At 59.8% G+C, this 25,360-nt stretch carries 23 protein-coding genes and 2 tRNA genes; 3 read left to right on the top strand and 22 right to left on the bottom strand.

The genetic code is table 11. The annotated features are described in order from the left end of the window. Positions 1-45 precede the first annotated feature (45 nt). Positions 46-1,302, top strand: coding sequence for an Nramp family divalent metal transporter (locus DWY05_RS01575; RefSeq protein WP_117820421.1), 1,257 nt, complete (start codon positions 46-48; stop codon positions 1,300-1,302). Between the two features lie 228 nt (positions 1,303-1,530). Here DWY05_RS01575 and DWY05_RS01580 read toward each other — a convergent pair whose 3' ends face one another. The 6 genes from DWY05_RS01580 to DWY05_RS01605 all read right to left on the bottom strand — a co-directional run bounded on the left by DWY05_RS01580 (position 1,531) and on the right by DWY05_RS01605 (position 4,116). Further along, positions 1,531-1,674, bottom strand: a complete 144-nt coding sequence (locus DWY05_RS01580) for a rubredoxin-like domain-containing protein (protein WP_117638060.1) — start codon at positions 1,672-1,674, stop codon at positions 1,531-1,533. A gap of 89 nt (positions 1,675-1,763) precedes the next feature. Then, positions 1,764-2,267, bottom strand: a complete 504-nt coding sequence (locus DWY05_RS01585) for a flavin reductase family protein (protein ID WP_117820420.1) — start codon at positions 2,265-2,267, stop codon at positions 1,764-1,766. Between the two features lie 206 nt (positions 2,268-2,473). Further along, a complete protein-coding gene (gene smpB / locus DWY05_RS01590) occupies positions 2,474-2,944 on the bottom strand; it encodes an SsrA-binding protein SmpB (protein ID WP_006235325.1) in 471 nt (156 codons plus the stop codon). Next, positions 2,934-3,851, bottom strand: coding sequence for a hypothetical protein (locus tag DWY05_RS01595; protein ID WP_117820419.1), 918 nt, complete (start codon positions 3,849-3,851; stop codon positions 2,934-2,936). The genes smpB and DWY05_RS01595 overlap by 11 nt, the downstream gene beginning before the upstream one ends. Before the next feature lie 97 nt (positions 3,852-3,948). Continuing rightward, positions 3,949-4,025: transfer RNA gene (locus tag DWY05_RS01600), tRNA-Glu, on the bottom strand. A gap of 17 nt (positions 4,026-4,042) precedes the next feature. Beyond that, positions 4,043-4,116 (bottom strand) — tRNA-Gln (locus tag DWY05_RS01605). 265 nt (positions 4,117-4,381) lie between these two features. Between DWY05_RS01605 and DWY05_RS01610 the strand changes: the two genes are divergently transcribed. Next, complete coding sequence (locus DWY05_RS01610; protein ID WP_117820418.1) at positions 4,382-4,792, top strand: hypothetical protein; 411 nt, start codon at positions 4,382-4,384, stop codon at positions 4,790-4,792. Between the two features lie 72 nt (positions 4,793-4,864). Here the strand turns inward: DWY05_RS01610 and DWY05_RS01615 are convergent, their stop codons facing one another. From DWY05_RS01615 to ftsE, 10 genes are all read right to left on the bottom strand, one after another. Next, positions 4,865-5,224 (bottom strand): arsenate reductase family protein, encoded by a 360-nt coding sequence (locus DWY05_RS01615; RefSeq protein ID WP_117820417.1) that lies wholly within the window; start codon positions 5,222-5,224, stop codon positions 4,865-4,867. A gap of 92 nt (positions 5,225-5,316) precedes the next feature. Beyond that, entirely contained in the window at positions 5,317-6,369 is a 1,053-nt protein-coding gene (locus DWY05_RS01620; protein WP_117820416.1) for a MupG family TIM beta-alpha barrel fold protein, read from the bottom strand. A gap of 117 nt (positions 6,370-6,486) precedes the next feature. Continuing rightward, positions 6,487-7,917 (bottom strand): PTS transporter subunit EIIC, encoded by a 1,431-nt coding sequence (locus tag DWY05_RS01625; RefSeq protein ID WP_117634809.1) that lies wholly within the window; start codon positions 7,915-7,917, stop codon positions 6,487-6,489. A gap of 57 nt (positions 7,918-7,974) precedes the next feature. Then, complete coding sequence (gene murQ / locus DWY05_RS01630) at positions 7,975-8,898, bottom strand: N-acetylmuramic acid 6-phosphate etherase (RefSeq protein WP_117820415.1); 924 nt, start codon at positions 8,896-8,898, stop codon at positions 7,975-7,977. Between the two features lie 10 nt (positions 8,899-8,908). Beyond that, on the bottom strand, positions 8,909-9,760 hold the full coding sequence (locus DWY05_RS01635; protein WP_055310345.1) for a MurR/RpiR family transcriptional regulator: 852 nt from the start codon (positions 9,758-9,760) through the stop codon (positions 8,909-8,911). A gap of 204 nt (positions 9,761-9,964) precedes the next feature. Then, a complete protein-coding gene (locus tag DWY05_RS01640) occupies positions 9,965-10,546 on the bottom strand; it encodes a VanZ family protein (protein ID WP_117820414.1) in 582 nt (193 codons plus the stop codon). 105 nt (positions 10,547-10,651) lie between these two features. Beyond that, positions 10,652-11,257: a recombinase family protein gene (locus DWY05_RS01645; protein ID WP_117820413.1), complete on the bottom strand. Its 606-nt coding sequence runs from the start codon at positions 11,255-11,257 to the stop codon at positions 10,652-10,654. A gap of 177 nt (positions 11,258-11,434) precedes the next feature. Beyond that, positions 11,435-13,570, bottom strand: coding sequence for a ribonuclease R family protein (locus tag DWY05_RS01650; protein ID WP_117837162.1), 2,136 nt, complete (start codon positions 13,568-13,570; stop codon positions 11,435-11,437). A 192-nt stretch (positions 13,571-13,762) separates the two neighbouring features. After that, complete coding sequence (ftsX, locus tag DWY05_RS01655) at positions 13,763-14,683, bottom strand: permease-like cell division protein FtsX (protein WP_035137414.1); 921 nt, start codon at positions 14,681-14,683, stop codon at positions 13,763-13,765. Continuing rightward, entirely contained in the window at positions 14,670-15,890 is a 1,221-nt protein-coding gene (gene ftsE, locus DWY05_RS01660; RefSeq protein ID WP_117820411.1) for a cell division ATP-binding protein FtsE, read from the bottom strand. Before ftsE ends, ftsX begins: the two co-directional genes overlap by 14 nt. Positions 15,891-16,401: 511 nt before the next feature. On the opposite strand from ftsE, the gene DWY05_RS01665 reads away from it, so the two are divergent. After that, positions 16,402-17,133, top strand: a complete 732-nt coding sequence (locus tag DWY05_RS01665; RefSeq protein WP_117820410.1) for a zinc ribbon domain-containing protein — start codon at positions 16,402-16,404, stop codon at positions 17,131-17,133. 121 nt (positions 17,134-17,254) lie between these two features. Here the strand turns inward: DWY05_RS01665 and DWY05_RS01670 are convergent, their stop codons facing one another. The 6 genes from DWY05_RS01670 to rpmE all read right to left on the bottom strand — a co-directional run bounded on the left by DWY05_RS01670 (position 17,255) and on the right by rpmE (position 24,999). After that, positions 17,255-18,196 (bottom strand): transketolase family protein, encoded by a 942-nt coding sequence (locus DWY05_RS01670; RefSeq protein WP_006235309.1) that lies wholly within the window; start codon positions 18,194-18,196, stop codon positions 17,255-17,257. 1 nt (position 18,197) lies between these two features. Then, positions 18,198-19,028, bottom strand: a complete 831-nt coding sequence (locus DWY05_RS01675) for a transketolase (protein ID WP_117820409.1) — start codon at positions 19,026-19,028, stop codon at positions 18,198-18,200. A 208-nt stretch (positions 19,029-19,236) separates the two neighbouring features. After that, a complete protein-coding gene (locus tag DWY05_RS01680) occupies positions 19,237-20,127 on the bottom strand; it encodes a YitT family protein (RefSeq protein WP_117820408.1) in 891 nt (296 codons plus the stop codon). Positions 20,128-20,294: 167 nt separating this feature from the next. Then, the gene (gene prfB / locus DWY05_RS01685) at positions 20,295-21,443 is read right to left on the bottom strand and encodes a peptide chain release factor 2 (RefSeq protein WP_117817199.1); all 1,149 of its coding nucleotides are present in this window, start codon (positions 21,441-21,443) and stop codon (positions 20,295-20,297) included. After that, positions 21,443-24,250: a preprotein translocase subunit SecA gene (gene secA, locus DWY05_RS01690; RefSeq protein WP_117820407.1), complete on the bottom strand. Its 2,808-nt coding sequence runs from the start codon at positions 24,248-24,250 to the stop codon at positions 21,443-21,445. Before secA ends, prfB begins: the two co-directional genes overlap by 1 nt. Before the next feature lie 323 nt (positions 24,251-24,573). After that, positions 24,574-24,999 (bottom strand): 50S ribosomal protein L31, encoded by a 426-nt coding sequence (rpmE, locus tag DWY05_RS01695; RefSeq protein WP_006235303.1) that lies wholly within the window; start codon positions 24,997-24,999, stop codon positions 24,574-24,576. Positions 25,000-25,360 lie beyond the last annotated feature (361 nt).

Genomic DNA, 25,360 nt, shown 5'->3' on the forward strand with positions numbered 1-25,360 from the left:
GGGTATCCTTTGCGGCGTCAAACAAACGGCACGCAGGAGCGCACCATGCTCAACCATCTCAAACAACACTTTGGCTCGCACCGCACCGGAGGCCACGGAGGTCTGGATATCGCCCGGCACATCGGCCCCGGACTGCTCGTGACCGTCGGCTTTATCGACCCGGGCAACTGGGCCTCCAACATGGCCGCGGGTTCGCAGTTTGGCTACGCGCTGCTGTGGATCGTCACGCTGTCCACGATTATGCTCATTGTGCTGCAGCACAACGCAGCACACCTGGGTATCGCCACGGGCACCTGTCTTGCCGAGGCCACGACCCGCTACCTCCCCCGCATCGTTGGACGCGCGGTGCTCGGCAGCGCCTATCTCGCGACCATCGCCACCGCCATGGCCGAGGTCCTGGGCGGCGCGATTGCCCTTCAAATGCTCTTTGGGCTGCCCGTGCGTGCGGGCTGCGTCATCGTGGCGGCAGTATCGATGTCGATGCTCATGACGAACTCCTACAAGCGTGCCGAACGCTGGATCATAGCCTTCGTAGGCGTGGTAGGACTCTCGTTTTTGGCCGAGCTTGCGCTGGTCAAGGTCGACTTGCCGCAAGCCGCCGCAAGCTGGATCACGCCCAGTATGCCCACTGGCTCGGCAGCGATTATCGTAAGTGTCCTAGGCGCGGTCGTTATGCCCCACAACCTCTTCCTGCACTCCGAGGTCATCCAATCCATGCACTTCGAAGGCCAAGGCGAGCAGGTTATCGAAGATCGTCTGCGCTACGAGCTCTTCGACACGCTCTTTTCGATGGGCGTGGGCTGGGCAATCAACTCGGCCATGGTCATCCTGGCCGCGACGACCTTCTTTGCGCACGGCATGGTCGTAGACGACCTCGCCGTCGCAGCAGCCACGCTCTCCCCCATCTTGGGCCCGGCGAGCTCGACCATCTTTGCGGTAGCGCTGCTGTTCGCGGGACTATCGAGCAGCGTGACAGCGGGCATGGCGGCGGGAACCATCACCGCGGGCATGTTCGACGAGGAATACGACATCCACGACCGACATTCCTCGATCGGAGTGGCGGCCTGTTTCGTCGGCGCAGTGACGGCGTGCCTGGTCGTCCCAAATCCTTTTGAAGGTCTCATCTGGAGTCAGGCACTGCTGTCGCTTCAGCTGCCGATTACGGTCTTTGTGCTCATACGGCTCACCAGTTCACCCCGCGTCATGGGCAAATACGCCAACTCGCGCCCGCTCAACGCGCTGCTTGTAGGGATTGGCGCCATCGTGACGATTCTCGATGTCGTGTTGTTGACAGGGATGTAATGGGACGGGGCACCTACCCAGACAAACGTCTCGATCTGTAACAGGAAGACCCGTTTTGAGCCGTTAGATGTTACAGATTGAGACAAAAGGTCGGCCGGACTCACAACAGACAGGATCGGCCAACAGCGACCGTGATCCCTTGGGGGCGGAGGAAAAGGGTCCCGGCCGAGAATTCGACCGGGACCCTTGGACAGAGCTATGTGTTGCCGTGAGCCGCGTGCCGACGAGCTACTCCTCGACGAGCTCAAACTGATCGGGACCGACGCCGCACACCGGGCACACGTAATCCTCGGGCAGCTCGGGCGTATCGACCTCAACCTCGTAACCGCAAACGATGCACACGAACTTATACGTCTTCTTCTCCTCAGCCATGATGTTCTCCTCTCGAACGCGACTGGTGATGTACTTCGTTTATTAGTATAGGTTCTCAATAATATAATGCAAGTATTTTTAGAACATTTCTAGCCTTGATACGAGGACGCCTTCGGAGGCGTCTTGCCCTTCAGGACCTTATGGTAATAATCGTAGGTGAGCGGCGTCTCGTCGCTCAGGCGCTCGGCATCCTCGACCTCGCCGATAAACAGTAGATGCGTGCCCACATCCACAGTGTCGATCAAACGGCAGCTAAACAGGGCCGTCGCGTGCTCGGGCACATAGGGCATGCCCAGAGCCGTCTCGCGGGTCTCGTATCTGGCAAACTTGTCATAATCGCTGCTGGTGCGGAACCCAAAGTTACCGATGTAGAGCATGTCGGCGGTCTGATCGATCACGGTCAGCGCGAACGCTTTGGCCGATGCGATGGCGCCCGAGGTGACGTTGTCCTTGTTCACGGCAACCGAAATGCGCGGCGGCATGGATGTCACCTGCACCGCCGTGTTGATAACGCAGCCGGCACGCAGCCCGTCTGCCGCGGAGCTCACCACGTACAGGCCGCTCGACATGGTAAAGAACGCAGTTTTGTCCATAACGATCACTCCCCTAGCTCGGGTTGGAACCTCATGGATGTATGTACCCACAAAAAAGGCGGTACCCATAACGGACGCCGCCTTTGAAACATATGTGTCAGAACAGTAAGAAAGATGAGACACCCGCAGTTGCGGTGAAATAGGGACTGAATAGCCCCTCAAACAGGCAAAACAGTCCGTATTCCACCGCAACTTATACAGAGCGCCTAGCGGTTGCGTTCCTTGAGGGCGCGGTCGATCTCGCGTTGGACATCACGCTTGGCCATGTCCTCGCGCTTGTCGTAGAGCTTCTTGCCGCGACCCAGACCCAACAGCAGTTTTACGCGACCGTCGGTATTAAAGTAGAGTTCCAACGGAACCAGCGCATAACCACGGTTGCGAAGTTTGCCGTCAAGAAAGTCGATCTCCTTGCGGTGCAGCAGCAGACGGCGCCGACGGTCGGGATCGCGATTCCACACGCCACCATGGCTATAAGGGTGGATATGCAGGCCGACGAGCCAGCACTCCCCGCCACGAATCAGTGCAAAGGTATCGGTAATCTGGCACGCGCGCTCGCGAATCGACTTGACCTCGGTACCGCTCAGCTCAATACCGCACTCAAACGTCTCATCGATAAAGTACTCGTGATGTGCCGAACGATTCTTGGAAATGAGCTTGCGCTCGCGCTTACTGGGCATCGCCGGCCTCCTTGGCGCCATCGGCGTTTGAGCCCGCAGCCTCGCGCTTTGCTCTGCGCTCGGCATTAAGCTCGGCATCGCTCTCGCGCACCAGCTTGATAATCGCCGCGCATGCCTCCTCGCCCACCAGGTCGCGGGCACGGACCGTCAGACGCGTAGCCTCCTGCTTGTCGCCGTCGCTTGCAGCATCGGTCGCGCACATGATCAGGCAGATGGCGATCTCGGCCGAAGGCGAGGTCGGCACGCCCTGCAGGGCGAGCTCACCCATCACATGGTCGTCACTCTCGTCCGCGGCATCCGGATAGGTGGTATGGATCTTGTTGAGCAGGCGCGTCGTATGCGCATCATTGGGCGCCAGGCGCAGCGCCAGACGCGCGCAGCCCACGGCTGCCGAAATGTTCTCGGTCTCGGGCTCCAAGAAGTACTGACCCAAGTTGGTGTAGGCGCGTGCGGCGCACTTACCGTCGCTCGCGCGCTCCAGCACCGAGAACGAGAGTGATGCCCACTCCTGCTTGTCCTCGAGCGCGCGGAACAGCTCGGCCAAGTCCAAGCGATAGTTGCAGTTCATAGGATCCCAACGCACAGCCTGCATCAGGGCATTCCGAGCACTCACATAATCCTGCTGGCGAATGTAGGCAAACGCCATGTCGGAGTACAGGCGGTCAAACGGCACCTCGACCTGCACGAGCTCGCGCGGATCCTTTTCCACGCGACGGTAGGCCAGGCGCTCAAACTTGCTATCAAAGCTAAAGTACTGACGGTTCTCCTCCGTCTTGCACTCAGCGTCGATATACTCCTCGGCGAGCTCCACCAGACGCTCAAGCAGCGGCGTCGCCGTAGCCAGGTCGCCCTGCGCCAGATAGTTCTCGGCATACGTGATGTCTTCCAAGCTGATAGGCAGGTCCATGACAACTCCTCGGTCCGGGCGGCAGACTCAACGCGCGCCTTAAATATCGGTCAATACACAAAACCCGGGTCTCTTACGAGGCCCGGGCGTTCAATTTTGGTAGCCCGTACCAGATTCGAACTGGTGATCTCCGCCTTGAGAGGGCGGCGTCCTAAACCGCTAGACGAACGGGCCATATGTAGCAAATGCAATGGCTGGGATGGAGGGAGTCGAACCCCCATTGACGGAACCAGAATCCGCTGTCCTGCCATTAGACGACATCCCAATGACTGCATCGCTGCGCTCGGCTGTGCCTTTGCGCAAGAAAGAAATATACGGGAAGTCTCGCCGTGACGCAAGCCCCAATTTTGACTTTTTTGAAATTCAGTCAAATACGGCCAACACGTGAAGGACCTGTGAAGCACCAGCGACACGTACGACGCCAAAGCCCGTAAAACATCCCACATCTACCGCTGGTAGATTACAACATTGCAGCACTCACGGCTGATGGCACAATCGAACCGTCATCATTGCACGGATATCGAGGCGCCATGGACGAAGAGCTTGATTACCTATGGGAGACCCTGGGGCTCGAGATCACTGCTGATCTTTGGCCCGAACGGGACAAAATCCATCCCACTCTGCGCCCCGCCATCACGGTGATGCTGGCAAAATACCGCCGTGCATCCTTTTTGATCATGCGGATGTCATGGCACGCGGGACTCCCCGACCTTAAGCGAATCCAGGCAAGCCTCGTCGAGCTGTCCGGCATGCCGACCGTCATATCCGAGGCGCACCTGGAGCAGCGCCAGCGCGAGCGACTGCAACAGCAGCGGATTCCCTTTATCTGCCCCGGCGTTCAGGCATATCTGCCCTTTATGGACGAGGAGTACTGGAGCGGCAAGCCCAACAAGCACGTAAAGGTCTACGATCCGCACGAATGGGCACAGCTCAAGGATTGAGCCGAGCGAGCCCGCCAGTGGAAAACACGTCCCACCCTGAGCACTCAAAACGGATCGCGCTTTCCGCAGCCGCTACAGCAATGCCTCGGCCCAAGCCGATTCCTTAAAGCCGGGAATCGCAAAGTCGTCGCCCACCAACAGCGGACGCTTGACCAGCATGCCGTCGGTCGCCAGCAGCTCGTAGCACTCCCGATCCGTCATGCCCGCATCCAGACGCGCCTTCAGGCCCAGCTCTCGATATTTCATGCCCGACGAATTAAAGAAGCGCCGCACCGGCAGCCCCGAACGAGCAATCCAGGTCGCAAGCTCATCAGCCGTGGGATTGTCCAAAACGATATCGCGGTCGATATACTCTACTCCGTGTTCGTCCAGCCATGCCTTGGCCTTCTTACAGGTCGAGCACTTGGGATATTCAACAAACAGTACGGTCATGGGAATCCTCCGAATATAGATCGGCCAACGCAGGCACACGCCACATGAGGCGCCTTCGCATGATGGGCCAATTGTAGACCACGGGTCACACATTAAACGAACCGTACCCCGAATCCGCGTTTGATGAACGGCAGCAGCTCCATTGCCTCGGGCGTGATATGACCCGCAACGTTCATGCGCTCGTCACCGGGAAGATCGACCCGCGCAATCTCAAGCTCGCCTTCGTAGCGCCCATAGCCGCTATTGCTCACAGCGATCGACCCCGTCTTTCGCGACAGGCCGGCACCGGCATCCATCGGCACGGAATCCGGTTTAAGCGTCGTGCGCGACTCCTGAGACCTAAAGATGAGGGTGCTCGAATCGGGCCGGTCGTGATGAATCTGCCCACGTACATAGGCATAACCAGACTCAAGCTCGCATTGCAGGTCCACGTATCCGGCGGAAACTTGAGCAAACTGCGCCCAGCCCGCATCGGAAAGATCGGGGTCGCCGACCAACACAATGTCGCAATCGGCGCCATGTGCGAGCTCAAGCATGTTGAGGGCAACCTTTGACGCGCGACCGCGCTGTGCCTCGACCGTCGGCAGCCCCTCGAATACCGGCCCGCGAACGTTGGCATCACCCGGCACAAAAGCCATGATTTCGAATCCAAGCGCCGCAAGACGAAGATTCACCCGAGCAATGTCCTCCAGAGCTAAACCGGTATAAGGCTTGGGGTAAAAATTGTGGCAGGCAGCAAAACGAGTCACATCGGCACCGGCCTCACGCCACGATGCGATTTCATCAGAACTCACCGTCGATGCATTGACCACAATGCGAAATACACCGGACAGCTCCGCGACCCGCTGGGCGCTAAAGCCATAGTCCAAACGAAGGTATTCCAACCCCAGATCGCGCAGGTCCTCGATGCGTTCAAGCCCGAGCAAATCGCACGTGCGCGGCCCCACATCGGCGATGAGCGCAATGCCGCGGGCGGAAAGCAGCGACAGCACATGACGGACCTTATCGGCATACGCCGCTCCCCCATCCTCGGGAATATGCAGTGAGGTAAACGCATAGCGCGCACCCGCCGCGGCACCGTGCTCAATCGTCCGCTCAATATCCTGCAGAGGGCTGGAAAGATAAATCGAAATACCCGTTTTCACGTTTCAACGCTCCTTTAAAAAAGGCCGGCGGAGCAGTTAGCCCCGCCGGCACAACCATAGCATCAAGAAATCTGCCGCGCGCCGCGAGCCCTGAGCAACACGGCTCGCGATATCAAACTATTCGCCAAAGAACTCGTTGATCTTCTGCTCGTCGACGCCAAAGAACCACGTCAGGACAAAGCCGGCGGCATAGGCAAGCAGCATAGCGGCAACGTAGCCGAGCTGCTGGCCAGGAACGACGATCAGCAGGCCAAACAGACCGGAAACGCCCTGAGAAACCGTGCCGATGTGAAGCAGCGCCGCGAGCGCGCCGCCAAATCCGGCACCCAGGCAGGCCGTCACAAACGGACGAACGAGCGGCAGCGTAACGGCATACATCAGAGGCTCGCCCACACCGAGGATTCCAACGGGAATGGACTCTGCGACGTACTTCTTGAGCTTGGCGTTCTTGGTCTTAAAGTACAGCGCCAGACCGGCACCGACCTGACCGCCGCCAGCCATCATAAGGATGGGGAGCAGGTAATTGATGCCCTTGGTAGCGCCGTCGGGATCGTTGAGCATAGCGTGGATCGGCGTGAGCGCCTGATGCAGGCCGACGGAAACCAGCGGCAAGAAGCCTGCCGACAGGATATAGCCGCCCAGGACGCCCAGCTTCTCGAAGATAAAGGTCAAAACGCTAAAGATGGCAGTCGTCAGCCATGCGCCAACCGGCTGGATGACGAGCATCAGAGCAAAGGCGCCGATGATGAGCACCAGCAGCGGGGACAAGAACGTGTCGAGTGCGTTGGGCATAACCTTGCGAATCTGACGCTCCATCCAGGCAAAAAATGCACCAGCGATGAGAGCCGCGATCATGCCGCCCGCCGCGGGATTGTACTGCGCATTGGTGAGCGGCAGCAGAATGGCAGTGGCAGGATCAGCCGCGCCAGGCGCAAGCAGGGGCATGGCACTGTTGGCGATACACATCATGCCGGCGATGCCGCCCAGCGCAGCGGAGCCACCAAACTCACGTGCCGCGTTATAGCCCACCAAGATGGGCAGATAGGCAAACAGGGCCCAGCCCATGGAACGAATGCCCTGGTACCACCACTCGCCTGCAAGCGCTCCTGCCGTCGAGACGTTAATGACGTTGCAGATACCGTTGATGAGGCCAGCCGCAATGATGCCGGGAAGCAGGGCGACGAAGACATTGGAAATCTTCTTGAGGAAGGCCTGAACCGGCTTGGACTCGTACTTGGCCTTCTGCGCGGCCTTGTTTGTGGCCGCAGCGTCAACCACGCTCTCGTCAGCAACGCCTTTCGCAAGGCCGGTGAGCTTGGAGAACTCCTCGAGCACCTTATTCACCTTGCCCGGACCCAACACGATCTGCATCGTGTCGTCCTCGACCAGGCCCATCACGCCGTCGAGTGCCTTAATGCCCTCCGTGTCGACGCTGCCCGTGTCTTTGACGGTCACGCGCAGGCGCGTCATGCACGCCGCGTTTGCCAGCACGTTGTCTTTACCGCCCAGAAGGTCCAGCAGCTTTTGAGCCAGCTCTTTGTTCGTCATTACTCCTCCTTGTATTGGGTATCTCGTTTGGATGTCATATCAGCTCACGCCGCGCACCTATTGGGCATCGGCATTGCTCTTCTCATGGCCACTCACCGCAACACGGACATGGCCGCGCGCCCGCTCAAGAGCTACCGCAGCCTGCTCGGCATCGCAGTCCAGCAGTACCGAGACAATAGCGGTTTTTACGTGGCCGCCGGCATCTGCAAGCGCCTGAACAGCGCGCTCGCGCGTGCAGCCGGTCGCCTCCATCACGATGTTCTGGCCGCGCACCACCAACTTCTCGTTCGTCTGCTGCACATCGACCATCAGGTTTTGGTATACCTTGCCGATCTTGACCATGGCACCGGTCGAAATCATGTTGAGAATGAGCTTTTGAACCGTTCCTGCCTTGAGCCTCGTTGAGCCGGCCAGCACCTCGGGACCGGGCACGGGCTCAATGGCAAGATCTGCGCTCTCCCCGATCTTCGACCCTTGGTTGCAGGCAATTGCAATGGTCTTGCACCCAGTTGCCTTGGCGTACGCAAGGCCGCCCACCACATAAGGAGTACGACCGCTTGCCGCCAGGCCAACGACAAGATCCTTGTCCGAGAGTCCACGCTCCCGCAGGTCGCTCGCGCCAAGCTCCTCGCTGTCTTCGGCACCTTCGACAGCCTTGATAAACGCCGTCTCGCCTCCGGCAATGAGCCCGACAATCAGATTGGGTGACACGCCAAACGTGGGCGGACACTCCGAAGCGTCGAGTACGCCCAGACGACCGCTGGTGCCTGCGCCCATGTAAAAGACGCGTCCGCCGCGCCCGAGTGTCTCAGCAGCCCAGTCGATTGCTGTGGCAACCTGGGGCAACACTTTCGTGACCGACTGGACGGCACGAAGATCCTCATCGTTCATCGTCGTGACGATTTGCAGCGATGTCATCGTATCGAGGTCCATTGACCTTTGATTACGCTGTTCAGTCGTGAATTTTGTTAAATCGAGCATTTCATTCACCTCATCTTTCCTGTTTCTCGATGTAGTTTTGCTTAATGACATGCGTCGCCCGTTCGTAGTCACTGGCAACGTAAGCAGCGTACAGGGCATCGACAACCATAAGCTGGGCCATACGCGAAGCCATGGCACCGCTGCGGACCAAAGGTTCACTCGCAGCGACGCCGAGCACGGCATCGGCCATGGTGGCAAGCTTGGATGATCCATCTACTTTGGTAACGGCCACAACGGGACAGTTGTGACGTTGAGCCTCGGCGGTGCAGTCCAGCACCTCTTGCGTCAAGCCCGAGTAGCTAAAGGCGATTGCCATATCGCCCTCATGCATGTTCTTGGCACATAAGAGCTGATCATGCCAGTCGTCGTACAGATGGCACTCTTTGTCGACACGCATGAGCTTTTGCGCCAGGTCGTGCGCGACCAAACGAGAGGCACCAATACCGAACAGATTGACCGCGCGTGCCCGCTTAAGACGGGCCGCGCATCGCTCCAAGACGGTGTAATCGAGCGTTCGCGCCGTCGCCTCGATCGTGCGCACGTTGCTTTTCATCACCTTCCCCACGATACGTTCGACGCTGTCATCCATGGAGATGTCCTCGAGGGCTACGTCTTTCTTGTCACCTAAGAGCGCCAGCTCGGCAATCAGTTCGCGCTGGAACTCCTTGTAGCCCGCAAAACCCAAACGCTTGCAAAAGCGCAAAATGCTCGAGGGCGAGGAGAACGTGACATCGGCAAGACCGCGGACGGACAGCCCGACCACCTCGTGCGGATGAGCGCTTACATATGCGATGACATTGCGTTCCGCCGGGCTCGCGCTGAGCTCACGCTCGCGAAGCCGCAAAAGCAATCCATTTGCCATCTCAAACACCTCCGTTGAGAAGAATTAAAGACCAACGAACGATTCGTACCGGATATAAACAGCTTTTGCGGTACATTGTGCCGCATCGTGGCGCACAAAGGGCGAGCGTTCTACCGCTCGCCCCTCAAATCCGACCGCTCGGAAATACGCGCGACACAAAATAATTCAACAAGGTCGCATTATCAGAAACGGGTTTGTTACCGACTAGCGCCTCGCATGGGCGCCGATCGGCCGAGTCGCATGGCGCACCAACGCCGCTGCCAGCAATACCAACAGCATGGCGGTGATATAGCCCGCAGCATCGAATCCTAAATCGATAACGTCGAAATGCCTGCCGGGAACAAAGATCTTATGTACCTGATCGCCAACGGAGCAGGCGGCGCAAAAGAGCAATACGGGCACGCAACGGGAGCATACGCTCCACGGACGCCTGGAAAGGCAAACCACGACCACTGAGGCGAACAATCCGACAAAGAAAAACTCTACGGTATGGGCAACGCGACGGACGTTCGCGCCCACCCACTTGCGAATGGAAGCAAGTCGGCCAGACCGGACATTCGAGGCAGCCGAATCGGTGCCCCCGGTCATTCCGTTCTCCGTCTGGGCTTCACCCGTGGCATCGACAGCCTGAACGCCCGTAGCCTGACCCTCTACCACACGCGCGGTGGACTCGCTCAGCAACGACGTCTCCACCGCATTTTGCTCCGTCAGCACCCAGATACCCGCCAACGTTGCAGCGAACAGAACGATCGCGGTCCATCCGATTATTTGTTTTACGCGCGACAAGGGCCAACCTCCTTTTTTTGAATATCAGCGAGTGTAGCCCCAAATGACATCGTCACCGTATCAAAATTTGAATCGCAACAGGAAGCGACAAAGCGACGCAAACCCCTACCCCGCCTCGCGCATCCAGCGATCGAACGTCCCCACGCACACGCCCAAGCACTTTGCTGCCTGGCTGCGGGTAATATCGCCCGCCTCATAGCTATCGCGCACCAGCTCAAACTGAGGAGGGCACGGCTTGCGAGGTCGACCGAAACGGACCCCTCGCGCCCGCGCCGCTGCAATTCCCTCCGCCTGGCGCCGATGGATATTCTCGCGCTCCACCTGCGCCACGTAGCTCAGCAGTTGCAGCACAATATCGGCAATCAGGGTGTTGGTCACATCCAGCGCGCCGCTGGCCCTGACGCGCGTGTCAAGCAATGGCATATCCAACACCACAATGGCAACCCCGAGCTCCTTGGTAATGCGTCGCCATTCCTCAAGAATCTCGGAGTAATTACGACCAAGTCGGTCGATAGAAAGCACCACCAGCACGTCCCCGTCTCCCAGGACGTGTAGCAGCTCGCGATAACGCGGTCGATCGAAGTCCTTGCCGCTCGCATGGTCGGCATAAATATTCGCCGAGCCCACGCCATAGGCGCCCAGCGCATCCAGCTGCCGATTAAGGTTCTGATCGCGCGAACTCACCCGCGCATAACCGTACACCGTCGCCATCTCATCCCCGCTTTCTTGTAAACCTGCCAAAAAGGGACAGGTTTATTTTGGTAGGTTTTACCTCTCAAATAGCAGGTAAGCGGGCGGCCGAGCAGACGGCAAGGTAGCCACGATTCAAATGCGGAGGGCGGTCCCGAAAGGCCGCCCTCCGCTCCCCCACCATGAGTCGGGATTTGGCTAATGGATAAGCTTAAAGTCCAAGTGCCCACGCGTGGTATTGACGCGCGAGACCTCGATGATCACGCGCTGCCCCAGCTCGTAACGAGTCCCCGTGTCGGCGCCCGTCAGCGTAAGCGCATCCTCGTCGAACTCGAACCACTCGTTGCCCAGGCTCTTGATCGAAACCAAGCCTTCGACCTGCGTTAGGTCCAAGCGCACAAAGAGGCCCATGTTGCTAACCCACGAGACGGTTCCGGCATAACGCTCGCCCAGACGGTCCTCATAGTACTGGGCAATCTTGATCTTTTGTGTCGCATGGCTGGCGGCATCTGCCGCGCGCTCGGCATCGCTGCATGCGCGGCAGATCTGCGGCAGAATGCGCGGCAGCGACTCGCGCCCCTTGCCGATCAGCCGCGGCGTACGGGCCAAGGCGTCCTTGCCGCCGAGCTGCTCATAGGCCAACTGCAGTTTGAGCACGCGGTGCACCACCAGATCGGGGTAGCGACGGATGGGACTCGTAAAGTGACAGTAGCACGGCGCGGCGAGCGCAAAGTGGCCCTCGTTGCGCGGCTTGTACAGCGCGCGCTGCATGCTGCGCAGAAGCAGCGTGTTGACGAGCGGTGCGTTGGCCGTACCGGCGGCAGCATCAACTGCAGCCTGCAGTTCATCGGGACTCCCCAGGGCAATACCGGCAGCACGGCGATCGTCGATGATGCCTAGCTGTGCCAGCGCAACGGCGGCACCGTGCAGGCTATCGGGGCTCGGATCCTCATGCACGCGATAGCAGGCCTCGATATCACGGTCTGCCAGCCACTCTGCAACGCACTCGTTGGCGAGCAGCATGGCTTCCTCGATAAGCGACGTGGCACACGAACGCTCACGCGCCACAATCTGCACGGGTACTCCGTCCTCATCCAACAGGGCACGAATCTCGGCCGTGTCAAAATCGACTGAGCCGCGGGCGCGACGGATACGACGGCGGAGTTCGGCGAGTTCGTTGGCGGCGACAAGGAAATCGCCGAGGTCGACGTTGTAGCCGCGGGCGGCCTCCTCGCACGCAAGACCGCGCTCAAGCGCTTCCTCGCGCGAGGTCTCGGCAGCCGCAACATCCTCGGCCGCACCCTCCAGCACCGAATACTCAACCGCGCCGGCACGCACCAGCAGCGCCTCGGCGCCGTCATAGTCCATACTCACACGCGAGCGAATCACGCTGGGGTACGGATCGTAATGCCGCACGTGACCCTGCGCATCGAGCTCAATGTCAACGGTAAACGCAAGACGGTCCTTGTCAGGGCGAAGCGAGCACAGGTCACAGGACAGGCGTTCGGGCAGCATGGGAAGCACGCGATCGGCCAGATACACCGATGTCGTACGATGGCGAGCCTCAAGATCGATATGCCCGTCCCAAGCCACATAGTGTGAAACGTCGGCGATATGCACACCCAGCTTGTAGCCACCCTCGGGCGTGCGCTCCAACGAAATGGCATCGTCAAAGTCGCGCGCGTCGACAGGGTCGATCGTGATGACAAAGCGGTCGCGCAGATCGCGGCGGAGCGGGTCCTTAAGCGCCGCGGACACATCGAGCGAAAGCCCCTCGGCCTCGTCTAGCGCGGCCTCGGGATAGCTATCGGTATAGCCGTAACGCGCCATCACATATTGAACGCCCAAATCGGGCGCGTCATCTCCGCCAATGCGGCGTTCGATCGTCACAGTGCCCGATTCCAGGCGCGTCGGGTAGGTCAAAATGCGCGCGACAACAGCATCACCCGGGTGGACACCCAGACGATCCGCCGAGGTATCCTCGGGCAAAATGAAGAAGTCGGCCTTCAGGCGCGAATCGAGCGGCTCAATCACACCGAGCGGACCGGCGGTCTGGTACGTGCCCACCACGCTTATAGCTGCGCGCTCAACCACGCCCTCGATCACGGCGCGACGCTCGCCATGCGGGCTGTTCTTAATGCTCACGGCAACGGTATCGCCGTCCATGATCTCGCGCTTGCCGCGGCCCATGACCTTGTAGTCGCCATTCTCGGTTATGACATAGGCACTGTGCTCATGGAGCTGCACGCGCCCGGTCAGGCTCGGACGGCGCTCGCTGCGCACCGGCCCGCGCTTATTGCGAGCTCCACGCTTATGCTTGTTATTGCGCCCCATGGCGCCTCCTAACTATCGATGGTCGTTTACACCCCAAGAGTCTACCCAAATGGTCCTTAGAGGACAGAGGAAAACGGATCACATAGATAGACCAGCGCCGCGATGATCCGCAATCCTGCCGTCCCCTAGGGATCAAAAAACGGGCCGCCCCATAAGAGACGACCCGTTGGAAGGGATGAATTCCAGGCGTGCCTACACGCGTAGGTAGCGGCGCATGGCGATGGCAGAACCAAAGAGACCGATAATCACGCCGACCAGAATCAGCGCAGCATAGGTCACCAGGTAGTACTGCATCGGCAGGGCAAACGACATCCAGCCGATGCTCTCCTGCAGACGCGGAATCATCAGATTGCGCAGCAGCTCCAGAACGCCGATGGAAAGCAGCGAGCCCAAAATGGCCTGCAGTACGCCCTCGGTGATAAACGGACCACGAATGAAGCCGTTGCTGGCGCCGACCAGACGCATAATCGCAATCTCACGACGACGCGCCGTGATGGACAGGCGAATCGTGTTGTTGATGAAGATGAATGCGATAAAGGTCAGAAGGCCAACGAGCACCACGGCGGCGATGCGGATGTAGTTGGTCACCTGGAACAGGCGGCTCACTTCCTCCTGGCCATACAGTACGCTCGCGTTGACGTCGCCGTCGTCCGCGATCTTTTGGAAGTCGGCATTCTTCTTGAGCTTCTTGGCCGTGCTCTCGACCTGAGACGGATCGTCCATCTCAATCGCAAACGAAGCCGGCAGCGGGTTCTGGCCATCGAGCGCGCTCATGGTGGCGTCGGCGTTGCCCGACATCTTGCTCGTATATTCGGCCAGCGCGTCGTCCTTGTCCTTATAGGTCACGGACTTGACGTTATTCCACGTCTTAAGCTCGGCCTCAAAAGCCTGAACATCGGCCTGATCGGCGTCATCACTAATGAACGCGTTGATGACAACCTGATCCTCGACGGTGCCGATCACGGAGTTCAGCATCGCGGAGCCCATGATAAACAGGCCGATGATAAACAGCGAAAGGAAGATCGTGATGACGGCGCCGAGCGAGGTAGTCCAGTTACGGAAGAAGTGGCTGATTGCCTCTTTGAAGGAGTAGCCCACGTTAGTTGGTGCCATAGTTGCCGTAACCTCCCCTCTCCTGGTCGCGGATAACGTGGCCGCCCTCGAGGGCGATCACGCGACGGTGCATGCTATCGACCATCTCGCGGTCGTGCGTGGCGACGATCACGGTGGTGCCGGTGCGGTTAATACGCTCGAGCAGCTTCATGATGCCCAGCGAAATCGCCGGGTCGAGGTTACCCGTGGGCTCGTCGCAGATCAGCAGCGGCGGACGGTTGACCATAGCGCGGGCGACGGCAACGCGCTGCTGCTCGCCACCGGAAAGCTGGTCGGGCAGCGAGTCCATCTGATCGGCAAGACCGACCAGACGCAGCACCTCGGGCACCTGGCTGCGAATGACGCCCTTGGGCTTGCCGATGCACTGCAGGGCAAACGCCACGTTTTCGTAGGCGGTCTTTTGCGGCAGAAGCTTAAAGTCCTGGAACACGGCGCCAATCTGGCGGCGCAGGAACGGAACCTTGCGGTTCTTGATCTTCATGAGGTCCTGACCGGCAACCAGGATGCGGCCGCTCGTCGGCTTGACGTCGCGGTTGAGCGTCGACAGCAGCGTGGTCTTACCCGAACCGGAGTGACCGACCAGGAAGACGAACTCGCCCGGATAGATCTCGATGTTGATGTCGTCGAGTGCAGGCTTGTTGGGCTGTGCCGGATAGATCTTGGTGACATGCTCCATAAGGATGACGGGCTCGACACCGGCCTGCTTGGCCATCTTCTTGCGGCTGGCCTGCGGATCGATGGGCGCAAACACCGACGTAAAATCGGGGTTGTTGAGCGCGTTATCGAGGCTTGCGACCTCGGCGGCCTGATCGCTCTCGACCACCGGGGCAGCAGGCTGCGTGGGGTCGGGAATAGCGGCAAAGAGACCGGACTGCGCAGGCTGAGGAGCCGGCGTCGCAGGGGCCATGGGGTCGGGAATGCCAGCCATGGTAGGCTGCGGCGTGGCAGCGCCAGCCTGAAGCTGCTCCACGCGAGCGGTCACGGCCTGAACGGGCTCAAAACCCGCCGTGCCGGAAAGCGCGACATCGCTGGTTGGATTGTAGGCAAAGGGATCGGATGCCGGCTGTGCCTGATCTGCCGGCTGAGCGGGGGCCTGAGCAACAGGCTGGCCCTCTGAATCCGGAGTGGCGAAACGACTGCCCTGGACGCCTGCCTGCGTCTTGGGGGCATCATCGCCCGCACCGGAGGTACGGAAGTGGTTACCCACTGGTGCTCCTTATCGTCGTGCGTTTAAACTACATGAGCGCTTAGTATTTTAGCAGCATTAGCTTTGCTGCACATAAGAAGCATGGCCGTGTTTGGGTCCCTCCGGCCGGACACAGGGGTACTCTCCAAATCGTCCTCGGACATGTCGGAGCCCCCGCTGCGCACTACGTGCGGCGGGGCTCCTCCGTCCTGCGGAAAGATTTGGAGAGTAACCCTGTGCCCGGCCTGCGGCAACTAAGGGGTCGCCGCGTTTCTATTAGGTGCAGCAAATGCATGCTTGGGAGGGTCTGAATTGCACTTTGCTGGGATGGGCCCTTATCCCAATAGAAATCCTGCTTGATACGGCCTCTTTAGAAGTTGCGGTGAAATAGGGACTGTTTTAGCAGTTAAAAGCCCTAATCAGTCCTTATTTCACCGCAACTTATATTGGGGCTCATTGTTGCGCAACTTGGATTTGAATTATCGCTTTACAGTTGCCTCGATAGGAACGCCTATGGTTGTGGGAGGCTAGTATGAATTGTCCTTATTGTGGGGCCGAGTTGCGCGATGGCGTGAGGTACTGCACGGCGTGCGGGGCTGCCGTCAATGGCATCTCTGCTGATTCTGGGCTTCGAGTAAAGCCTCGGAACCACGTTGCGGTCATCCTTGCCTGCATGCTGGTAATTGGCATTATCGGCGGTAGCTGTTTGGGTCTTTATCTGCGGCAGATTTTTTCCCACTTTATATCGGCTCATTCGGAGCACGCTATCGTGCTCAACATCTCTGCCACAGGTTGGGATACCGATAGCGGGGCCTCACGTGTCCCAATACACATTACGGGCAAGACTGTCGACGGGATAACGGTCGACAAGGTTGAGTTCGTCGCCTCCGACGGTTCCGGTATCAGCCTCATTCAAGGTGTGTACACGCTCGAGGCGGCAGGTTCCCCCATCACCACCGATGGCAAGATTTATCAAATTCCCTGTACGAGCGCGACGATCGTCCTCGACGATGTCTTTGCCGCAGGCGAAACGATCAATCTCGCCGAGCTCGCTGAGCAGGATTCGATACTCACCTTCTGTCCCATCGTTGCCGGCGATATGACCAACGACGAAATCTATGATGCCGCCCTGCTCGCCATGACATATAAAGGCGACGACGCCCCCGATGTTGCCGCACTGTGCCAAGCGGCAATCGATCGACGTGCCGCCGCCAGCACAAGCGGGAACGCCTTCGAAAGTTGCGGTGAAATACGGATTAATTGAGCCTTTAGGCTGGCAAAACAGTCCTTATTTCACCGCAACTGAAACGGGGGCGTCCTCTTTGAGGACGCCCCCGTTCTGGCTTGTTTGCGGTTGTCGAAGCGATGTTTTGCCTCGTCTTGCCTTATGCCAAGAACTCCTTGGTGGTCGCCACGATGTTGGCGGCGTCCAGGCCATACTTGTGCAGGAGCTCGGCACCCGGACCGGACTCGCCAAAGGTGTCGTTGACGCCGATCTTCTTGAGCGGCGTCGGGCACTGCTCGCACAGGACGTCGGCAACGGCGCTGCCCAGGCCACCGATCACGGAGTGCTCCTCGACGGTCACGACGTGGCCGGTCTTGGTGGCGCTCTTGACGATCAGGTCGGCGTCGATGGGCTTGATGGTGTGCATGTTGATGACCTCGGCGTCGATGCCCTCGGCAGCGAGCTGCTCGGCGGCCTCGAGAGCCTCGCCGACCATCAGGCCGCAGGCGATGATGGTCACATCGGCGCCCTCGCGCATGACAATGCCCTTACCCAACTCGAACTTGTAAGTCTCGGGGTCGTTGATAACCGGCGAGGCCAAACGGGCGAAGCGCATGTACACCGGACCGTCGCACTCGTAGGCGGCGCGCGTCACGGCGCGGGCCTCGACGTCGTCGGCAGGAACGATCACGGTCATGCCAGGGATGACGCGCATGAGGGCGATATCCTCGCAGCACTGGTGCGTGGCACCATCCTCGCCCACCGAGATACCGGCGTGCGTGGCACCGATCTTAACGTTGAGGTGCGGGTAGCCGATGGAGTTACGGACCTGCTCAAAAGCGCGGCCGGCTGCGAACATGGCAAAGGTGCTCGCAAAGGCAACGCGGCCGGTGGTCGCGATACCGGCGGCGACACCCATCAGGTTGCTCTCGGCAATGCCCACATCGAAGAAGCGGTCGGGGCAGGCGGCCTTAAACTTGCCGGTCTGCGTGGCGGCGGCCAGGTCGGCGTCGAGAACCACAAAGTCATCGTGCTCGTTGGCGAGCTCGACGAGGGCCTCGCCGTAGCTTACACGCGTGGCGATTTTCTTGACGTCTGCCATCCTAGAGCTCCTCTCCGGCGGCCGTGAGCTCTGCCATGGCCTGCTCAAACTGTTCATCGTTGGGGGCCTTGCCGTGCCAACCAACCTGGTTCTCCATAAAGGACACGCCCTTGCCCTTCAGGGTCTCGGCGATAATGGCGGTCGGCTGGCCCTTGGTAGCGCGAGCCTCGGCAAAGGCGGCGCGAATCTGATCGAAATCGTTGCCGTCGGCAAGCTCCACCACGTGGAACTTAAAGGCGCGGAACTTGTCGGCGAGCGGCATGGGGTCGTTGACCTCCTCGACGGGGCCATCGATCTGCAGGCCGTTGTGGTCGACGATCACGCAGAGGTTATCGAGCTGCTGGTTGCCGGCAAACATGGCGGCCTCCCAGACCTGGCCCTCCTCGCTCTCGCCATCACCCAGCAGGGCGTAGGTGCGATAGTCATCGCCCCAGTGCTTGGCGGCAACGGCCATGCCCACGGCGGCGGAGATGCCCTGGCCGAGCGAACCGGTGGACATGTCGACGCCCGGGGTGTCGTTCATGTTGGGATGACCCTGCAGGTGGCTACCGATGTGGCGCAGCGTCTCGAGATCCTCTTTGGGGAAGAACCCACGCTCGGCGAGCACGGCGTACAGACCCGGAGCACAGTGGCCCTTGGAGAGCACAAAGCGATCGCGGTCGGCCTTGCGGGGATCGGCCGGGTCGACGTTCATTTCCTCAAAGTACAGATAGGTCATGATGTCGGCAGCGCCGAGCGAACCGCCCGGATGGCCGGACTTGGCAGCGTGCACGCCGGTGACGATGCCCTTCCTTACCTCGTTGGCAACCTTTTTGAGCTCTTCGTCGCTCATTGTGCCTTCCTTTCATCCTCATTAGACAAAATGCGCACGGCACGGAAAGGTAGTCCCAACACAGCCGCAATGCACGTACGTCATTCATTATGCTGGAAACTGATGGCTTTACCAGAGTTTTTATCATTATTTGAACAATTTAGCAGGCAGAACCGCTGATGAAACGGTTTATCAATGTGAACGTCTTTTGGATGGAACGCGGTCGCACCTACGCGCTAATGTCCTTGAATCCCTCGCCGAAGGCTTCCGTAACGTCAGCGACCGTCACAATGGCGCGAGGATCGCGCTCGCGCACGATCGTCTTGAGGGTATTGAGCTCTCGACGGCTCACGATGACCATAATCACCGGCTTCTCGGCACCCGAATACATGCCAGTCGCCTTAAACTTGGTACAACCACGACCCAGGCCATACATGATATCGGCAGCGATATCAGGGAACTTGTCCGAGATGATGAGGACCATACGGCGTTTGTTGCCACCATCGACCACGGCATCGATCACGTAGCCGCTAATGACCATCGAAAGTCCTGCATATAGCGCGTTTTCGATTGAAAAGACCGGAGCCGACAGCGCGCACACGGCAACATCGATTGCCATGACGGTCGAACCCACCGGCAGCGAGGTCTTACGCGAGATGATTTGGCCAATAGTGTCCGAGCCGCCGGTGTTGGCGCCGGCGCGCAACACCATGCCGTAACCGATGCCCGTGATAATGCCGCCCCACATAGCGGGAAGCATCAGGTCTGCATGTGCCAGAGGCGCTACAAACGGGGCGAACAGATCGGTAAAGAAGCCCAGCAGCACAAAGCCCGTCGCGGTCTGCACCACGTAGAACATGCCGCCCTCGCGCATAACGACCAGCAGCAGCAAGGCATTCATCACGATGGTCTGGATACCGACGGGAAGCGACACGCCTCGCGCCGCGCCGACTGCCTGGATAATAGTCGCAAGGCCCGTAACGCCACCGGCGGCAAGACCATTGGGAATCAAAAACAGGTCGGTCGCGATGGCGGCCAAGGCACACCCCAACATGATCTGGGGCAGATCGTGAAAGAAGTTCATCGAAAGAATGCGCTTGATGTCCAGACGATATGCCATGCTGCCTCCCTCAAAAAAGCGCACCCAAACGGATGCGCTTTGAACTTCTTCTTGTATTCGATTCTACCGATTCGCCGGACAAAAACCACCCCTGCGCAGGGTTTGCTCTGGATACAAAACCACCCTGCTGGGAGGGTTTTAATCCATTTCCACATAAACCGGGCGGTTTATGCAGATGGGGTCTCCGCGTCAGCGTTACCGGTGGCCCAGCGATGGTAGCCAATAACAAACGGGTCCAGGTCGCCATCGTCAAGAACGGCCTCGACATTGCTGGTCTCCACGCCCGTGCGTAGGTCCTTGACCATCTGGTACGGGTAGAGCACGTAGCTGCGAATCTGGTTGCCAAAACCAATCGTGGTCTTGGGTCCGCGGATCTCATCGAGCGCCTCGGCGCGCTTCTCGAGCTCAATCTCGTACAGGCGAGCCTTGAGGATCTGCATGCACGCGGCCTTGTTCTGGATCTGGCTGCGCTCGTTTTGGCAGGTGACCACAATGCCGCTGGGGAAATGCGTCACGCGCACGGCGGAGTCGGTGGTGTTAACGCCCTGGCCGCCCGGGCCGCTCGCGTGGTACACGTCCACGCGGATGTCATCGGGACTGATCTCGATGTCGATATCATCGGGTAGCACGGGGATGACCTCGACGCCGGCAAACGTGGTCTGGCGGCGCTTCTTGTCGTCGGTGGGGCTAATGCGAACCAAGCGGTGGACGCCGGCCTCGGCGCGCAGCATGCCAAATGCGTCCTTGCCCTCGACAGTAAAGGTCGCGCGGTCGATGCCGATGACCTCGGCTGCGGGACAGTCGTTGATGGTGACCTTCCAGCCGCGACGCTGACAGTACTTCATGTACATCTTAAAGAGCATGAAGGTCCAGTCCTGGGCCTCCAGACCACCCTGTCCGGGCTTGATGGTCACAATGGCATCGCCGTGATCGAACTCACCGGTAAACCAGCTCGAAAGCTCGAGCTCATCGATGGCACGGGCCAGGCGCTCAGCCGTGGCTGTAGCCTCCTCGCGAAGGGCGACGGCGTCGGGGTCATCCCCCATCTCCTCGGCAAGCTCCAGCGCGGCGCGGGCATCGGAAAGCTCGCCGCGCGCGGTGTCCACGGCAGCGATATCTTCCTTGGTACGCGCGATCTCCTCCATGGTGGCACGGGCGGCGTCGGCGTCATCCCAAAAGCCAGGGGCAACACTTTTGGCCTCAAGCTCGGTCACGCGCGTGCGCTTTTCGTCCAAATGGAGATACGACTCGACCTCGCCGAGCCGGTCCGCGAACGCGTCCAGCTCGGCGGGCGTTACCTCTAAAGCCTCAGCCATTAACGATTCCTGCCGTGGCAGTACTTAAACTTCTTGCCGCTACCGCAGGGGCACGGGTCGTTGCGGCCCACGTTGACGTACGGATCGTCGCTCTCGGACTTGCGATAGGTGGTCACCTTGCCACCGTTGTTGACGGCAGCCGGTCCGCCTTGGACAGCCGTGCGGGCCTGCACCTGCGCCTGCTTGCGCAGCACCGAGTCGCCGTTATCACCATCGACCTCGGCAGGACCGGAGAAGCGCGCGCCCTCGAGCGCGGGCTCTTCCTTGTGCTCCACGGCACGCGGGGCAGCCTTGATCTCGATGCGCAGAACCGTGCGCAGGTAATCCTCATACATGGTATCGACGAGTATCTGGAACGCGCCGTAGGCCTCGGTCTTGTACTCAACCAGCGGGTCGCGCTGGCCAAAGCCGCGCAGCCCGATGCCGGTCTTAAGGTAGTCCATCTCCTGCAGGTAGTTCATCCAGCGGGTATCGATGACGCGCAGCATGACCTGAGTGTTGAGCTCGCGCATCAGGTCCTCGCCCAAGCGCTCGGCCTTCATGTTGTAGCACTTCTCTACGTAAGCCAGGACATCGGCAGCCAGGGCCTCATAATCCTCGTCGGGGAACTTCGGCGTATCGATGTGGCCGGTGAGCTCCACAACCCACTTGCGCAGGCCCTCCAGGTCGCGCTCGCCATCGTGACTGTCCTTGGTGCAGAACTCCTGCACGCAGCGGTACACGGTGTCGTGCATGACCTCGGTGATGTGGTCGGTCAGGTCCTTGCCGTCCAGAATCTTATTGCGCTCGGCGTAGATGACCTGGCGCTGCTTGTTCATGACGTCGTCGTACTCAAGGACGCTCTTACGCATGGAGAAGTTGATGCTCTCGACCTTGTGCTGGGCGCTCTCGACGGCCTTGGAGATGATCTTGTGCTGGATGGGCATGTCGTCGCCCATGTCGGCCGTGACCATCATCTTGGAGACGCGGTCCATCTTGTCGCCGCCGAACAGGCGCATGAGGTCGTCCTCGAGCGACAGGTAGAACTGGGTCTCGCCCGGATCGCCCTGACGGCCGGAGCGGCCGCGCAGCTGGTTGTCGATACGACGGGACTCGTGGCGCTCGGTGCCGATAACGGTCAGGCCACCGGCGGCAAGCACTCGCTCGCGCTCGGCCTTGCAAGTCTCCTTGGCCTCGGCGTTAAACTGCTCGAGCTGCTCGGGCGTCACGTCCTCCATGGTCAGGCCCTCGTACTCCAGGCGCTCGCGCACCAGCTCGTCGGGGTTGCCGCCCAGCAGGATGTCGGTGCCACGACCGGCCATGTTGGTGGCAATGGTCACGGCGCCGTAACGTCCTGCCTGGGCCACGATATGGGCCTCGCGCTCGTGGTGCTTGGCGTTGAGGACCTCGTGCGCGATGCCGCGCTTGGTAAGGGCGGCAGACAGCTTCTCGGAGCTCTCGATGGAGACGGTGCCCACCAGGACCGGCTGGCCCTTGGCGTGACGACGCTCAACGTCGTCGGCAACGGCGTTGTATTTAGCCTGAATGGTGCGGTACACCAGGTCCTCGTGGTCCACGCGCTGCACGGGCTTGTTGGAGGGGATGACCTCGACGGGCAGCTTGTAGATCTCGCGGAACTCGGCATCCTCGGTAAGTGCCGTGCCGGTCATGCCGGAGAGCTTGTCATACAGACGGAAGTAGTTCTGCAGGGTGATGGTGGCCAGGGTCTGGTTCTCCTCGCGCACGAGCACACCCTCTTTGGCCTCGATGGCCTGGTGCAGGCCCTCAGAATAGCGGCGGCCCTCCATGATGCGGCCGGTGAACTCGTCGACGATCTTGACCTCGCCGTTGGTGACCACGTACTGCTTGTCGCGGTGGAACATGTACTGGGCCTTCAGCGCCTGCTGCAGGTGGTTGACCAGCTGGCCGGAGAGATCAGCATAGATGTCATCGATACCCAGGCGGCGCTCGATTTTCTTAAGGCCGCGCTCGGTGGCGGCGATGGTGTGCTTGGCCTCGTCCATGACGTAGTCGCCCGTGGGCTCCACGTCCTCGGTGGCGGTAAGCATGTCGTGCGACACGTCCTCGCCGCGCTCAAGGCCACGCACAGCACGCGCGAAGTCCTTGTAGGTACTGGCGGACTTGGTGCCAGCGCCCGAGATAATGAGCGGCGTCCTGGCCTCATCGATCAGGATGGAGTCAACCTCGTCGACGATGGCGTAGTTGTGGCCGCGCTGCACGCGCTGCTCGGGACGGGTAACCATGTTGTCGCGCAGGTAATCAAAGCCGAACTCGGAGTTGGTGCCGTAGGTGACGTCGGCCTGGTAGGCCGGGCGCTTGAGCTCGAGCGGCATGTTGTTCTGGAGCAGACCGACGGTCATGCCCAGGTACTTATAGATGCGGCCCATCCACTCGGAGTCACGCTTGGCAAGGTAATCATTGACAGTAACGACGTGCACGCCCTTGCCGGCAATAGCGTTGAGATAGCCGGCCAACGTGGAGACGAGGGTCTTACCTTCGCCGGTCTTCATCTCGGCGATGCGGCCCTCGTGCAGTGCCATGGCGCCAATGAGCTGCACGTCAAAGTGGCGCATACCCATGGTGCGCTTGGAAGCCTCACGCACGGTGGCAAAGGCCTCGGGGAGCATGTCGTCGAGCGACTCGCCGTTGGCGTAACGCTCGCGGAACTTATCGGTCTGGCCGCGGAGTTGGTCCTCGGTCATCTTCTCAAACTGGGGCTCAAGACCGTTGATCTGGTCGACGATCTTGTAGTAGCGCTTAAGGTCCTTATCGGATCCAAAGGACAGCAGCTTTGACATGAATCCCATGTGGTTTTCCTTTTTGGCCATCGCCCACGCCATGCAGCCTCGGGCGAGTTAAACACAGATAAATGTACTTTAGCCAAACAGGACGCGGCCTATACGGTCGACCTCGACCGCCACGTAATAACTACGACCCGACCTGCCAAACAGGGACAGGTTTATTTTGGCAGGTTTTATCTGGGCAAACGCTACACGGACCTGTCCCCCTTCGCACCAATTTGGTGCCATGGGAGCAGGTCCGTTTGCACCAATAAAATGAAAAGGGCCGCGCACCCAAATGGGTGCGCGGCCCTCATGCCATGAATGCGAGTGTTTCCGCGGCGAGCTATTTACTCAGCAGCCTCGGTGGTCTCGGCCTCGGCAGCGGCCTCCTCGACGGGAGCCTCTGCGGGAGCCTCGGCGGCCTGCTTGGCAGCCTCCTCGGCAAACTTAGCAGCACGCTTGGCCTTCTCGGCAGCCTTAGCCTCAGCGGCGGCCTTGCGAGCGGCCTCGGCCTCAGCAGCCTTGGCAGCCTTGGCAGCCTTGGCCTCCTCGGCCTTCTTGAGCTGGGCGGCAGCGGCGCCACCGAACTTGTCGGCGAAGCGCTGGACGCGTCCACCGGTGTCGACGAACTTCTGCTGGCCGGTGTAGAACGGGTGGCACTCGTTGCAAAGCTCGACCTTCATCTCGGACACGGTTGCGTGCGTCTTGAAGGTGTTGCCGCAGGAGCACGTCACCGTGCACTCGACATACTGGGGATGGATACCCTGCTTCATGGTAGGACTCCTTATTAGTCAGGCGCTGGTTACCGATCAGCGCATAAGGCGTCTTGGTTTCCGACCAAGACAACAAACTCGGCTATGGTACCACGGCACCGCGTGTCCCACAAAAGGTTCACGGTCTTTTCGGAACGACACGAATCTGACCCATCGAAACACATCTCCACCGTTCCTTCAACTGGGAAAATGCCGTCCCCGGGGCCTGAGAAGGGCCCCGGGGACGTTCGACTGACTGCGGGAACGGCCTTTCCGCTCAATGTGTTCGGCTGAGATCGGAAATCAACCGTTTCATGTCATTCACCTCCCTCGTATGTATCGAGGTATTCCTGCTTGAGCGTCTGCGAGGACGACTTGATCT

Origin of the sequence: Collinsella sp. AF23-4AC, assembly GCF_003462685.1 — a bacterium.
In the GTDB taxonomy this organism is placed as follows: domain Bacteria; phylum Actinomycetota; class Coriobacteriia; order Coriobacteriales; family Coriobacteriaceae; genus Collinsella.

Excerpts from the sequence above, each read along its gene's own strand:
- DWY05_RS01595 (WP_117820419.1), bottom strand. The coding sequence starts at position 3,851 with ATGGACCTGCCTATCAGCTTGGAAGACATCACGTATGCCGAGAACTAT.
- DWY05_RS01680 (WP_117820408.1), bottom strand. The coding sequence starts at position 20,127 with ATGGCATATCGTCTGGACATCAAGCGCATTCTTTCGATGAACTTCTTT.
- murQ (WP_117820415.1), bottom strand. The coding sequence starts at position 8,898 with ATGCTCGATTTAACAAAATTCACGACTGAACAGCGTAATCAAAGGTCA.
- DWY05_RS01625 (WP_117634809.1), bottom strand. The coding sequence starts at position 7,917 with ATGACGAACAAAGAGCTGGCTCAAAAGCTGCTGGACCTTCTGGGCGGT.
- prfB (WP_117817199.1), bottom strand. The coding sequence starts at position 21,443 with ATGGCTGAGGCTTTAGAGGTAACGCCCGCCGAGCTGGACGCGTTCGCG.
- DWY05_RS01615 (WP_117820417.1), bottom strand. The coding sequence starts at position 5,224 with ATGACCGTACTGTTTGTTGAATATCCCAAGTGCTCGACCTGTAAGAAG.
- DWY05_RS01635 (WP_055310345.1), bottom strand. The coding sequence starts at position 9,760 with ATGGCAAATGGATTGCTTTTGCGGCTTCGCGAGCGTGAGCTCAGCGCG.
- ftsX (WP_035137414.1), bottom strand. The coding sequence starts at position 14,683 with ATGGCACCAACTAACGTGGGCTACTCCTTCAAAGAGGCAATCAGCCAC.
- DWY05_RS01665 (WP_117820410.1), top strand. The coding sequence starts at position 16,402 with ATGAATTGTCCTTATTGTGGGGCCGAGTTGCGCGATGGCGTGAGGTAC.
- DWY05_RS01610 (WP_117820418.1), top strand. The coding sequence starts at position 4,382 with ATGGACGAAGAGCTTGATTACCTATGGGAGACCCTGGGGCTCGAGATC.
- DWY05_RS01585 (WP_117820420.1), bottom strand. The coding sequence starts at position 2,267 with ATGGACAAAACTGCGTTCTTTACCATGTCGAGCGGCCTGTACGTGGTG.
- DWY05_RS01675 (WP_117820409.1), bottom strand. The coding sequence starts at position 19,028 with ATGAGCGACGAAGAGCTCAAAAAGGTTGCCAACGAGGTAAGGAAGGGC.
- DWY05_RS01575 (WP_117820421.1), top strand. The coding sequence starts at position 46 with ATGCTCAACCATCTCAAACAACACTTTGGCTCGCACCGCACCGGAGGC.
- DWY05_RS01580 (WP_117638060.1), bottom strand. The coding sequence starts at position 1,674 with ATGGCTGAGGAGAAGAAGACGTATAAGTTCGTGTGCATCGTTTGCGGT.
- smpB (WP_006235325.1), bottom strand. The coding sequence starts at position 2,944 with ATGCCCAGTAAGCGCGAGCGCAAGCTCATTTCCAAGAATCGTTCGGCA.
- DWY05_RS01670 (WP_006235309.1), bottom strand. The coding sequence starts at position 18,196 with ATGGCAGACGTCAAGAAAATCGCCACGCGTGTAAGCTACGGCGAGGCC.
- DWY05_RS01650 (WP_117837162.1), bottom strand. The coding sequence starts at position 13,570 with ATGGGGCGCAATAACAAGCATAAGCGTGGAGCTCGCAATAAGCGCGGG.
- DWY05_RS01645 (WP_117820413.1), bottom strand. The coding sequence starts at position 11,257 with ATGGCGACGGTGTACGGTTATGCGCGGGTGAGTTCGCGCGATCAGAAC.
- rpmE (WP_006235303.1), bottom strand. The coding sequence starts at position 24,999 with ATGAAGCAGGGTATCCATCCCCAGTATGTCGAGTGCACGGTGACGTGC.
- secA (WP_117820407.1), bottom strand. The coding sequence starts at position 24,250 with ATGGGATTCATGTCAAAGCTGCTGTCCTTTGGATCCGATAAGGACCTT.